At 70.5% G+C, this 13,060-nt stretch carries 8 protein-coding genes; 4 read left to right on the top strand and 4 right to left on the bottom strand.

Features of this window, described 5'->3' with window-relative positions; genetic code table 11:
• Positions 1 to 1,625 (bottom strand): alpha-glucan family phosphorylase (glgP, locus tag VFJ21_04500; GenBank protein HET7406383.1); only part of this gene is annotated, 1,625 nt, incomplete at its 3' end.
• Positions 1,626 to 1,702: 77 nt separating this feature from the next.
• On the opposite strand from glgP, the gene VFJ21_04495 reads away from it, so the two are divergent.
• Genes VFJ21_04495 through glgB form a run of 4 tightly spaced genes read left to right on the top strand, consistent with a single transcriptional unit; the run spans position 1,703 to position 9,073 of the window.
• Positions 1,703 to 3,664: an alpha-1,4-glucan--maltose-1-phosphate maltosyltransferase gene (locus tag VFJ21_04495; GenBank protein HET7406382.1), complete on the top strand. Its 1,962-nt coding sequence runs from the start codon at positions 1,703 to 1,705 to the stop codon at positions 3,662 to 3,664.
• A complete protein-coding gene (gene treS / locus VFJ21_04490; GenBank protein ID HET7406381.1) occupies positions 3,664 to 5,361 on the top strand; it encodes a maltose alpha-D-glucosyltransferase in 1,698 nt (565 codons plus the stop codon). The genes VFJ21_04495 and treS overlap by 1 nt, the downstream gene beginning before the upstream one ends.
• A 1-nt stretch (position 5,362) precedes the next feature.
• The gene (locus tag VFJ21_04485) at positions 5,363 to 6,715 is read left to right on the top strand and encodes an aminoglycoside phosphotransferase (GenBank protein HET7406380.1); all 1,353 of its coding nucleotides are present in this window, start codon (positions 5,363 to 5,365) and stop codon (positions 6,713 to 6,715) included.
• Positions 6,716 to 6,718: 3 nt separating this feature from the next.
• Positions 6,719 to 9,073 (top strand): 1,4-alpha-glucan branching protein GlgB, encoded by a 2,355-nt coding sequence (gene glgB, locus VFJ21_04480; protein HET7406379.1) that lies wholly within the window; start codon positions 6,719 to 6,721, stop codon positions 9,071 to 9,073.
• 13 nt (positions 9,074 to 9,086) lie between these two features.
• On the opposite strand, the gene VFJ21_04475 is transcribed toward glgB, so the two are convergent.
• From VFJ21_04475 to VFJ21_04465, 3 genes are all read right to left on the bottom strand, one after another.
• Complete coding sequence (locus VFJ21_04475; protein ID HET7406378.1) at positions 9,087 to 9,989, bottom strand: tetratricopeptide repeat protein; 903 nt, start codon at positions 9,987 to 9,989, stop codon at positions 9,087 to 9,089.
• Positions 9,990 to 10,389: 400 nt separating this feature from the next.
• Entirely contained in the window at positions 10,390 to 12,063 is a 1,674-nt protein-coding gene (locus tag VFJ21_04470; GenBank protein ID HET7406377.1) for a methylmalonyl-CoA mutase family protein, read from the bottom strand.
• Positions 12,064 to 12,123: 60 nt separating this feature from the next.
• The gene (locus VFJ21_04465) at positions 12,124 to 13,056 is read right to left on the bottom strand and encodes a diiron oxygenase (GenBank protein HET7406376.1); all 933 of its coding nucleotides are present in this window, start codon (positions 13,054 to 13,056) and stop codon (positions 12,124 to 12,126) included.
• Positions 13,057 to 13,060 lie beyond the last annotated feature (4 nt).

Genomic DNA, 13,060 nt, shown 5'->3' with positions numbered 1-13,060 from the left:
TCGTCGGCCGGGTGGCTCTTGCCGGCCACCACGATCTGGGCCGGTCGCTCCGGGTCGAGCAGCAGCGCGCGCAGCCGGTCGGGGTCGCGCAGCATGAGCGTCAGCCGCTTGTAGGACGGCACCCGGCGGGCGAAGCCGATCGTCAGCACCGCCGGGTCGAACACCGCGGACGTCCAGCCGAGCGCGGCCTCGCTCATGCCCCGCTGGAGGCCGGAGTTGTGCACCCGGCGGCGGACCTCGTGAACCAGGCGCTCGCGCAGCTCACCGCGCAGCCGCCACAGCTCGGCGTCGCCGACCTTGTCGACCGCGGCCCAGCCGCCGCCCTCGGCCACGGCGGACGGGCCGACCTCGCGCTCGGCGACCTCGACCAGTTCGCGGGCCATCCAGGTCGGCGCGTGCACGCCGTTGGTGACCGAGGTGATCGGCACCTCGGCCGGGTCGAAGCCGGGCCACAGACCGGCGAACATCTCCCGGCTCACCTCGCCGTGCAGCAGCGAGACGCCGTTCGCGCGCTGGGCCAGCCGCAGCCCCATGTGGGCCATGTTGAAGATCGCCGGATCCGGCTCGGCGCCGAGTTCCAGGACGCGGTCCACCGGCAGCTGCGACATCGCCGCCACGTGCTCGGCCACCAGGTCCTGGGCGAACCGGTCGATGCCCGCGGGCACGGGGGTGTGGGTCGTGAAGACCGTGCCGGCCCGGACCGCCTGCAGCGCGTCGTCGAAGCCGAGTGCCCCTGACTCCGTCAGTTCCCGGATGCGTTCCACGCCGAGGAAGCCGGCGTGGCCCTCGTTGGTGTGGAACACCTGCGGTTCCGGCGTTCCGGTGACCCGGCAGTAGGCGCGGATGGCCCGCACGCCGCCGACGCCGAGCAGCAGTTCCTGTTCGAGCCGGTGCTCGGCCCCGCCGCCGTAGAGCCGATCGGTGACCTGGCGGGCGGCGTCGTCGTTGTCCTCGATGTCGCTGTCGAGCATCAGCAGCGGCACGCGGCCGACCTTGGCCACCCAGATCTGCGCATGCAGCGTGCGGCCCCCGGGCAACGGCAGCGACACCCGCACCGGGTTCTGATCGGCGTCGTGCAACGGCGTGACCGGCAGGCCCTGCGGATCCAGCGACGGGTAGTGCTCGAGCTGCCAGCCGTCGGCCGACAGCGACTGCCGGAAGTAGCCCGAACCGTAGAGCAGGCCGACGCCGATGATCGGTACGCCCAGGTCGCTGGCCGCCTTGAGGTGGTCGCCGGCGAGGATGCCCAGCCCGCCGGAGTACTGCGGCAGCACCTCGGTGATGCCGAACTCCGGCGAGAAGTAAGCGATCGAGGCGGGCGCGTCGGGCTGGCGCTGGTACCACCGCTCGCCGGTGAGGTAGCGGCGCAGGTCGGCGGCCGCCTCCGACAGCCGGGCGAGGAACGCGTCGTCGCGGGCAAGTTCGGCGAACCGCTCGATGCTCACCTCGCCGAGCAGCCGGACCGGGTCGTGCCCGACCGCCTCCCACGTCTGGGGGTCCACCGACTCGAAGAGGTCGAGTGAGGCGGGGTGCCACGACCAGCGCAGGTTGGTCACGAGCTCGCCGAGCGGGAGCAGCGGCTCCGGCAGCGCGGCGCGGACGGTGAATCGACGAAGAGCCTTCACCGGCCGCAGGTTACCCATCGAGCGCGTCGACTCGCGGGGTTGCGTTGCTTCGCTCGCCCCCGGGTACGGTCGCACCGATGATCGGACGGATACCCATCACGGACGTACGGCCCGTCGTGGACTGCGGCGACTGGCCGGTCAAGGCGGTGGTCGGCGAGACGATCACCGTGCGCGCGGTCGTGTTCCGGGAGGGGCACGACGCGGTCGCGGCCAACGTGGTGCTGGTCGGGCCGGACGGCGCCGAGGCACCGTTCACGCGAATGGTCGAGGTCAACCACGGGCTCGCGCAGTGGCAGGCGCAGGTCACCGTGACCGCGCCCGGCGCCTGGCGGTTCCGGGTCGAGGGCTGGGGCGACCCGCTGGGCACCTGGTGGCACGACGCCCCGATCAAGATCGAGGCCGACCAGGACGTCGACCTGGTGCTCGAGGAAGGCGCCCGCCTCTACGAGCGGACCCTGGAGGGGCTTCCCGGCGGCCGGGCCGACGACGTCCGCAAGGTCGTCGACACGATGCGCGACACCGGCCGCAGCGCTTACGACCGGCTGACCCCGGCGCTCGACGCCGACCTGGTCGCGCTGCTGTCCGAGCACCCGGTGCGCGAGCTGGTCACCAGCACCCCGGCGTACGACGTGTGGGTCGACCGCGAGCGTGCGCTCTACGGCTCGTGGTACGAGCTGTTCCCACGGTCGGAGGGCGCGGCCTACGACGAGGAGTCCGAGACCTGGCGCTCCGGCACGCTGCGCACGGCGATGGAGCGGCTGCCCGCGATCCGCGACATGGGCTTCGACGTCGTCTACCTTCCTCCGGTGCACCCGATCGGGACGACGTTCCGCAAGGGTGCCAACAACTCGCTGTTCACCCAGCCCGCCGACCCCGGCTCCCCCTGGGCCATCGGTTCGCCGGACGGCGGGCACGACGCCATCCATCCGGACCTCGGCACGTTCGACGACTTCGACGCGTTCGTCGCACGCACCCGCGAGCTCGGCATGGAAGTCGCGCTCGACCTGGCGCTGCAGGCCTCGCCCGACCACCCCTGGGTGACCGAGCACCCGGAGTGGTTCAGCGCGCGGGCCGACGGGTCGATCGCCTACGCCGAGAACCCGCCGAAGAAGTACCAGGACATCTACCCGATCAACTTCGACCGGGACCGGGACGGCATCTACGCCGAGGTGCTGCGGATCGTGCGGGTCTGGCTCGACCACGGGGTGCGGATCTTCCGGGTCGACAACCCGCACACCAAGCCGCTGGAGTTCTGGGCCTGGCTGATCGCCGAGGTGAAGAAGACCGACCCCGACGTGATCTGGCTGGCCGAGGCGTTCACCCGGCCGCCGATGATGCACGCGCTCGCCCGGGTCGGCTTCTCGCAGTCCTACACCTACTTCACCTGGCGCACCGAGGCGTGGGAGATCGAGGAGTACCTCCGCGAGCTGTCCGGCGACGCCGCCGACTACATGCGGCCCAACTTCTTCGTCAACACGCCCGACATCCTCACCGACTACCTGCAGTACGGCGGCCCGCCGGCCTTCAAGATCCGGGCGGTGCTCGCCGCCCTGCTGTCACCGTCGTGGGGCGTCTACTCCGGCTACGAGCTGTTCGAGCACGTGGCGGTGCGGCCCGGCTCCGAGGAGTACCTCGACTCCGAGAAGTACTCCTACCGGCCGCGCGACTGGGCGGCCGCCGAGCGTGAGGGGCGCAGCCTCGCGCCGTACATCACGATGCTCAACACGATCCGCCGGGAGCACCCGGCACTCCAGCAGCTGCGCGACCTGACCTTCCACTACTCCGCCGCGCCGCAGATCATGGCGTGGTCCAAACGCGCAGGCGACGACGTCGTGCTGGTCGTGGTCAACCTCGACCCGCACAGCGTCCGCGAGTCGACCATCAACCTCGATCTGCCCGCCGTCGGTGCCGACTGGGGCCAACCGGTGGAGGTGCACGACCTGGTGTCCGGCAACACCTGGCTGTGGAGCGAGCACAACTACGTGCGGCTCGACCCGTTCGTCGAGCCCGCGCACATCTTCACGCTGCGACGGCGCTGATGACGGAGTCAGCCGCACCGGGTCCCGGCGGCCCGATCGCCGAGGTGCCGGACGAGAGCTCTCGCGACCCGCTCTGGTACAAGCGCGCGGTCTTCTACGAGGTGTTGATCCGCGGGTTCTACGACTCCAGCGGTGACGGCACCGGCGACATCCGCGGCCTGGCCGAGAAGCTCGACTACCTGCAGTGGCTCGGCGTCGACTGCATCTGGCTGCTGCCGATCTACGAATCGCCACTGCGCGACGGCGGCTACGACATCAGCGACTTCCTGAAAGTGCTGCCCGAGTTCGGCGACATCGGCGACTTCGTGCTGCTCGTCGAGGAGGCCCACCGCCGCGGCATCCGGGTCATCGCGGACCTGGTCATGAACCACACCAGTGACCAGCACCCGTGGTTCCAGGCCTCCCGGTCGGACCCCGACGGGCCCTACGGCGACTTCTACGTGTGGAGCGACACCGACGAGCGCTACCAGGACGCGCGGATCATCTTCGTCGACACGGAGAAGTCCAACTGGACGTTGGACCCCGTGCGGGGGCAGTACTACTGGCACCGCTTCTTCCACCACCAGCCGGATCTCAACTACGAGAACCCCGCGGTGCAGGAAGCGATGCTGGAGGTGCTGCGGTTCTGGCTGGACCTCGGCATCGACGGATTCCGGCTCGACGCGGTGCCCTACCTCTACGAGGCCGAAGGCACCAACTGCGAGAACCTGCCGCGCACGCACGACTACATCAAGCGGGTGCGCAAGGAGGTCGAGTCGATCTACCCCGACAAGGTGCTGCTGGCCGAGGCCAACCAGTGGCCGGCCGACGTCGTGCAGTACTTCGGCGACGGCGACGAGTGCCACATGGCGTTTCACTTCCCTTTGATGCCGCGAATCTTCATGGCCGTACGCCGCGAGCAGCGCTACCCGGTCTCGGAGATCATGGCGACCACGCCGCAGATCCCGGACAACTGCCAGTGGGGCATCTTCCTGCGCAACCACGACGAGCTGACCCTCGAGATGGTCACCGACGAAGAGCGCGACTACATGTACAGCGAGTACGCCAAGGACCCGCGGATGAAGGCCAACATCGGCATCCGCCGGCGGCTCGCACCGCTGCTCGACAACAGCCGCGACCAGATGGAGCTGTTCACCGCGCTCCTGCTGTCGCTGCCGGGATCGCCGGTCCTCTACTACGGCGACGAGATCGGCATGGGCGACAACATCTGGCTCGGTGACCGCGACGGGGTGCGCACCCCCATGCAGTGGACACCGGACCGCAACGCCGGGTTCTCGACCGTCGACCCGCAGCGGCTCTACCTGCCGGTCATCATGGACCCGGTCTACGGCTACACGGTCATCAACGTCGAGTCGCAGATGCGCCAGTCGACGTCATTGCTCTGGTGGACCAAGCGGATGATCGACGTGCGCAAGCGGCACCCGACGTTCGGCATGGGCAGCTACGTCGAGCACCCGTCGTCCAACCCAAGCGTGTTGGCGTTCACCCGCGAGTTCGGTGACGACGTCGTGCTGTGCGTCAACAACCTGTCGCGCTTCGCGCAACCGGTCGAGCTCGACCTGCGCCGGTTCGAGGGGGCGATGCCCGTGGAGCTCATGGGCGGCGTGCACTTCCCCCGGGTCGGCGAGCTGCCGTACCTGCTGACGCTGCCCGGCCACGGCTTCTACTGGTTCCTGCTGTCGCGGGTCGAGGAGTGACATGACGCGGCTGCAGACGTTGACCGACGTGCTCGGTGACTGGCTGCCCCTGCAGCGCTGGTTCGGCGGCAAGGGCCGGCCGATCCACGGGCTGCAGATCGTGAGCAGCAGCACCGTGCGGCCGGGCGACCCGTCGCTGGAGCACGTCATCGTCGCCGTCGACCACGGCGAGGACGTCGAGCGCTACCAGCTGTTGGTCGGTCTGCGCGACGAGGTGCCCCAGCGGCTCGAACACGCCGTGATCGGACGCCTCGCCGACACGACGGCGTACGACGCGGCGCACGACGTCGAACTGACGGCGTACGTCCTCGGCGACCTCGCGGCCGCACTCGACGTCGGCCCGCTGCACTTCCGCACGATGCCCGACGCCGACATCAAGACCGGCGCCAGCAGCCGGGTGCTGCCGGCCGAGCAAAGCAACACGTCGCTGGTCTTCGGCGACGACTACATCTTCAAGCTGTTCCGCAAAGTCAGCCCGGGCATCAACCCCGATCTCGAGATCACCCGTGCGCTGGCCGAGGCGGGCAGCAGCCACATCGCGCCGCCGCTCGGTTGGATGGAGAGCGACCTCGACGGCGAGCCCACGACGCTCGCGATGATGCAGCCGTTCCTGCGGTCGGCCACCGAGGGCTGGGCCATGGCCACCACGAGCGTCCGCGACCTCTACGCCGAGGAGGACCTGCACGCCAACGAGGTAGGCGGCGATTTCGCCGCCGAGGCGATGCGGCTGGGCGCGGCGACCGCCGAGGTCCACGCGCTCATGCGCGACACCCTGCCGGCACGGGAAGCCGCCGCCGACGAGATCGCGGCACTCGCCAAGCACATGCACGAACGGCTCGACGCCGCACTCGCGGTGGCGCCGGCACTGGAGGTGCATGCTGCCGGGCTGCGTACGGCGTTCGAGGACCTGGCCCGCTGGGAGCGGCCGGTGCTGCTGCAGCGGATCCACGGCGACTACCACCTCGGGCAGGTCCTGCGCACCGATGCCGGCTGGGTGCTGCTCGACTTCGAGGGCGAGCCGGCCCGCCCGCTCGCCGAGCGCCGCTCGTTGACGAGCCCGCTGCGCGACGTCGCGGGCATGCTGCGATCGTTCGACTACGCCGCCCGGCACCTGCTCGCGGACCTGCCGGGCCGCGCCAGCCTCGAATATCGCGCCGTCGAGTGGGCAGAGCGCAACAGAGATGCGTTTTGTGACGGATACGCCCAGAGCAGCGGTGAGGACCCACGTGCGGACTCCGTGCTGCTCCGGGCGTTCGAGCTGGACAAGGCGGTCTACGAGGTGGTCTACGAGGCGCGAAACCGCCCCTTGTGGCTCCCGATCCCGCTGGCGTCCATCGAGCGTCTGGTGAGCTGACTGATGGCCGACGAGCAGCGCCCCGCGAAGAAGAAGACGACTGCCGCGAAGAAGACCCCCGAGGCGAAGAAAACCCCCGCCGCGAAGCAGGCGACCGCCCCGACGACGGCCGCCGCTGCGAAGGGAGCCCCGACCAAGGCGGCGGCGACCAAGGCGGCGGCGACCAAGCCGGCGACGCCCGACGCTCCACGACCACGACCGGTCGGTCGCGAGGAGCTCGACCGGCTCGTCGGCGGCGTCCACCACGACCCGCACGGCATCCTCGGCGCGCACCCGCACGGCACCGCCGTGACCGTGCGGGCGCTGCGCCACGGCGCGCACAGCGTGACGGTCGTCGTCGGCGACCAGCGCTTCCCGATGGAGCACGAGCACTCCGGGATCTGGGTGGCGCTGCTGCCGATGGCAGAGGTCCCCGACTACCGGCTCGAGGTGGCCTACGCCGACGGCCACCCGCACCTGCAGGACGACCCCTACCGCTACCTGCCGACCCTCGGCGAGCTCGACCTGCACCTCATCGGCGAGGGGCGCCACGAGCAGCTGTGGGAGGTGCTCGGCGCGCACGTGCGCCGGTTCGACAGCCTCGCCGGCCCGATCACCGGCACGTCGTTCGCCGTCTGGGCGCCCAGCGCGCGCGGCGTACGCGTCACCGGCGACTTCAACCACTGGGACGGCCGCGCGCACCCGATGCGCACGCTCGGATCGAGCGGCGTGTGGGAGCTGTTCGTACCCGGGGTCGGCAACGGCACGACCTACAAGTTCGACATCCTCGGCGCCGACGGCCAGTGGCGGCAGAAGGCCGACCCGATGGCGTTCCACACCGAGCACCCGCCCGCGACCGGATCGGTCGTCTTCACCTCCGACTACGAGTGGGGCGACGGCGACTGGTGCCAGGAGCGGCAACGCGACTGGCTGAAGTCCGCGGTGAGCATCTACGAGGTCCACCTCGGGTCCTGGCGGCAAGGCCTGTCCTACAAGGAGCTCGCCGAGCAGCTCGTCGACTACGTGATCGAGACCGGCTTCACGCACGTCGAGTTCCTGCCGGTGATGGAGCACCCGTTCGGCGGGTCGTGGGGCTACCAGGTGTCGTCCTACTTCGCCCCGACGTCGCGCTTCGGCTCCCCCGACGAGTTCCGCTACCTGGTCGACCGGCTGCACCAGGCCGGCATCGGTGTGCTGGTCGACTGGGTGCCCGCGCACTTCCCGAAGGACGAGTGGTCGCTCGGCCGCTTCGACGGCACGGCGCTCTACGAGCACGCCGACCCGCGGCTGGGCGAGCACCCCGACTGGGGCACCTACGTCTTCAACTTCGGCCGCCGCGAGGTGCGCAACTTCCTCGTCGCCAACGCCGTCTACTGGTGCGAGAAGTTCCACATCGACGGGCTGCGGGTCGACGCCGTCGCGTCGATGCTCTACCTCGACTACTCGCGCAAGGACGGCGAGTGGGTGCCCAACCGCTTCGGCGGCCGGGAGAACCTCGACGCCATCGAGTTCCTGCAGGAGATGAACGCCACCGTCTACAAGCGGGTGCCCGGCGTCATCACCGTCGCGGAGGAGTCGACCGCGTGGCCCGGAGTGTCACGGCCTACCTACCTGGGCGGTCTCGGCTTCGGCTTCAAGTGGAACATGGGCTGGATGCACGACTCCTTGGACTACGTCAGCAAGGAGCCGATCTACCGGCAGTACCACCACCACCAGATGACGTTCTCGATGGTCTACGCGTTCACCGAGAACTTCATCCTGCCGATCTCGCACGACGAGGTCGTGCACGGCAAGGGCTCCCTGCTGTCGAAGATGCCGGGTGACCGCTGGCAGCAGCTGGCCAACCTGCGGGCGATGCTCGCCTACATGTGGGCGCACCCCGGCAAGCAGCTGCTCTTCATGGGCAGCGAGTTCGGCCAGATCGCCGAGTGGTCCGAGGCCCGTTCGCTCGACTGGTGGCTGCTCGACCTGCCCGACCACAGGGGCATCCACGCACTGGTCCACGACCTCAACGGGGTCTACCGCGAGTCGGCTGCGCTGTGGTCGCAGGACGCCGCGCCGGAGGGCTTCCACTGGATCGACGCCAACGACGCGGGCAACAACGTCTTCTCCTTCCTGCGGGTGGGCGACGACGGGTCGGTGCTCGCCTGCGTGGCGAACTTCGCCGCCGTGCCGCACGAGGGCTACCGGCTGGGGCTGCCCCGCGTCGGCGACTGGATCGAGGCGGTCAACACCGACGCCGACGTCTACATGGGCAGCGGCGTCGGCAACATGGGCGTCGTCCGCGCCGTCGCGGATCCCTGGCACGGCCAGCCCGCGTCCGCCACGCTGCGGGTGCCGCCCCTCGGCACGCTCTGGCTGGTGGGCCCACCCGCCTGAGCGCGGCGCGGCGCTAGAACAGCGCGGACGCGAGGTCGCGGCGGGCCTTCGCGAGCCGCGGATCCTCGGGCTCGAGGATGTCGAAGAGCGACAGCAGGTGCGCGCGGGCACGGTCGCGCTCGGCCCCGGGACCCCGGCGGACGACGTCGATCAGCCGGGAGAAGGCGTCCTCGACGTGACCGACGGCCAGGTCGAGGTCGGCGACCGCGCACTGCGCCTCGACGTCGTCGGGTGAGTCTGCCGCGCGGTTGCGCACCGCCTGCTGGTCGTAGCCGCGGGCCCGGGCGATCAGGTCGACCCGGGCGAGCGCCGTCTTCGCCAGGGCATCCGTCGGGTCACGGTCGACGAGTTCCTGGTACGCCGCCCGCGCCGCGTCCACGTCACCGCTAGCGAGGGCCTGCTCCGCGACGTCGTAGGCCGGGTCCAGCGCCGGACCGGCCGGGTCCGCGGCTGCGCCGTCGCCCTGCTTCCCGGCGAAGGCCATGACCTCGTCGAGCCACTGGCGGACCTGCGGCTCGGGCAGCGCGCCGGTGAACTCCGAGACGATCGCGCCGTCGATGACGGCCTTGACCGCCGGGATGCCCTGCACCCCGGCCGCCTGGGCGAGCCGAGGGTTGGCGTCGCAGTCGATCTTCGCCAGCACCCAGGCGCCGCCGCTCTCGGTCGCGAGCTTCTCGAGCACCGGGCTGAGCTGCCGGCACGGCCCGCACCAGGAGGCCCAGAAGTCGAGCACCACGGGCACCTGTTGCGACCGCTCCACGACCTCGGTCGCGAACGTCGCCTCGGTCACGTCGACGACCGCGCCGCCGCCGGCCGCGGGCGCCGGCGCCCCGGCCGCCGGTGGCTGGGGCCGGTTGCGCAAGCCCGACAGGTCGACCGCTCCGGGCAGGCTGATGTCGCCTGGTCGCATGCTCATACCGATATCCAACCCCGGCGGGGTCGAGGAGAATCCCGCGGATCCGCCGCAGCCTCCCTCGAGCGCACGGACGGGCGCCGCGTTGCGCGCACGGGCGCCGGAGCGGTTCTGACCCCCGGCGACCGCAGGGGTGACAGTCGCCTTGCCGGCGGTTGCCCGACAGCGCAGGGCCGGGAAGAACCAGCGGGCCCGGGCTGAACAGGCAGCCCGCCGATGATGGGAACCGCATCATGCTGATGCTGGTCCGCGTGATCTGGCACGCCGTCAACGTGTTGAGGCACCCGCCGCGAATGCAGGTCCCGGCGCCCTACCCGGACGAACCGCTCCGCCCGGCTCCCCGCCAGAGGCCGGCGCCCGTCTCGCCGGGAGGACACCCGGTGCGACGGCGGCCGCCTCGCGGTCAGAACCTCGGGGGCTCCATGTAGGTGCCCCACTCGGCGCGTAGGGCGTCGCAGATCTCGCCGAGGGTGGCTTCGGCGCGGGCCGCCTCCAGCATGGCGGGGACCATGTTCGCGTCGCTGCGGGCGGCCTCGACCATGCGCTCGAGGGCGGTGTCGACGGCGGCCTGGTCGCGGGCGGCCCGCCGGTCGGCGAGCACCCGGCGCTGCTCGACCTCGACCTCGTGGGAGACGCGCAGGATGTCCAGGGCGCCGACCGCGCTGTCGGTGGCGACGTTGACGCCGACGACCTTCTTCTCGCCCTTCTCCAGCTGCTGCTGGTAGACGAACGCCGCGTCGGCGATCTCGGCCATGAACCAGCCGTCCTCGATGCCGCGCAGGATGCCGGCGGTCATCGACCCGTCGGCGCTCATGTCCTTGATCCGGGCGAAGATCGCCTCGGCCTGGCGTTCCATCTCGTCGGTCAAGGCTTCGACGTACCAGGAGCCGCCCAGCGGGTCGGCGACGTTCATCACCCCGGTCTCCTCGGCGATCACCTGCTGGGTGCGCAACGCGATCTCCGCCGCCTTCTGCGACGGCAGGGCGAGCACCTCGTCCAGCGCGTTCGTGTGCAGGCTGTTCGTGCCGCCCAGCACCGCGGCGAGGGCCTCGATCGCGGTGCGGGTGATGTTGTTGTCCGGCTGCTGCGCCGTCAACGACACCCCGGCGGTCTGGGTGTGGAACCGCAGCCACTGCGCCCGCTCGGTCTTTGCGCCGTAGACGTCACGCAGCCAGCGCGCCCAGATACGGCGCGCCGCCCGGAACTTCGCGATCTCCTCGAAGAAGTCGACGTGCGCGTCGAAGAAGAACGACAGGCCCGGAGCGAAGGTGTCCACGTCCAGCCCACGGGACAGACCCAGCTCCACGTAGGCGAACCCGTCCGCGAGGGTGTACGCGAGCTCCTGCGCGGCGGTCGACCCGGCCTCCCGGATGTGGTAGCCCGACACGCTGACCGGCTTGTAACGGGGGATCTGCGCCGCGCAGAAGGCCATCAGGTCACCGATCAGCCGCAGGTGCGGCTCCGGGCCGAACAGCCACTCCTTCTGCGCGATGTACTCCTTGAAGATGTCGGTCTGCAACGTGCCGTCCAGCGCGGACAGGTCCACCCCCTGACGCTCGGCGGCGACCAGGTACATGCAGAAGATCGGCACCGCCGGACCCGAGATCGTCATCGACGTCGTGACCTCACCCAGCGGGATGCCGGCGAACAGCACATCCATGTCCGCCGCCGAGTCGATCGCCACCCCGCAATGCCCCACCTCACCAAGCGCCCGCGCGTCATCGGAGTCGCGGCCCATCAACGTCGGCATGTCGAACGCCACCGACAACCCGCCACCACCAGCAGCCAGGATCATCCGATAGCGCTCGTTGGTCTGCGCCGCGTTACCGAACCCCGCGAACTGCCGGATCGTCCACGGCCGACCCCGATAACCCGTCGCATACAGACCCCGGGTGAACGGGAACTCCCCCGGCCAGCCGATCCGCTCGAACCCCGGCACCGACACGCCCGGCACCGGCCCGTAGACCGGATCCACCTCCACCCCGGACAACGTCGTGAAATCCGCGTCGCGTTTGGGTGCAGCCGCATACCGCTCCCGCCAGCGCCGACGACCCGCCTCGATCTCCTCAGCGTCCACGCCTGCAGGCTACGCGGGCCGCGCGGCCGCGGCGCGTGGATCACCGCCAAGAGCGGCAGGTCAGACGACGCCGGCGTGACGCAGCAGCCACTCGTTCTCGGGGCCGATGAGACCGGCGTCGCGGAAGACCCCGAGCACCTTCTCGGCGGCCCAGCGCTTGGTGGCACGCCAGTGCGGGTTGGCCTCGGCGGCGGCCGCGGCCTGCTGCGGGTCGAGCCCGACGGTGGCGTAGACCCGCGGGTTGACCAGCGCGCTGGTGGCCCGTTCGATGACGAGACCCAGCATCAGCCGGTCGTAGGCCTTGGCGACACGGTTGCGCCCCGCCCAGGCGCGCAGCGACTCCTCCCGCGCGTAGCTGATGTGCCGCGCCTCCTCGATGACGTGGATGCGCGACACCTGCCGCACCAGCGGCTGCAGCGCGTCGTCGTCCATCGCCTCACGCTGGAAGGCGTCGAGGATCTCCTCGACGTACATCGTGCCGGCGAAGGTCAGTACGCCGTCGGACGTGGTCTTGAACAGCCGGCCGAGCTCGTGCGACAACCGCGACACGCCGTACGCCGGCGCGCCGAACTTCGCGATCATCTTGGCGAACATCACCGAGTGGCGGCACTCGTCGCCGATCTCGGTCAGCGTCCACTGGATGTCGCTGCGGGTGGCGTCGCGGTCGTAGGCGTAGCGCAGCAGCATCTGCATGAGGATCTCCTCGAACCAGATGCCGACGCTGGCGATGCTCGCGACCTCGTGCTTGGTCAGCTCGATGCGCTGCTCCTCGGTCAGGCCGTCCCACAGCGTCGTGCCGTAGAGCGAGCACCGGTGCGGGGCCTCGAAGTAGCGGTCCGGCGCCAGCGGCGCGTCCCAGTCGATCTCGGTCATCGGGTCGAAGGACAGCTTCTGCGCCGAACGCAGCAGCCGCTCTCCGGTCCGCTGGCGGTCGCGGATGCGCGCCACGACGGGAGCGTCGGCGATCTCTTGGGTGGTCATCGCGGCGGTCATGTCG

The organism is Mycobacteriales bacterium, from assembly GCA_035690485.1.
Lineage (GTDB): Bacteria > Actinomycetota > Actinomycetes > JAFAQI01 > DASSKL01 > DASSKL01.
This window is presented reverse-complemented; position numbering and strand designations above follow the sequence as displayed.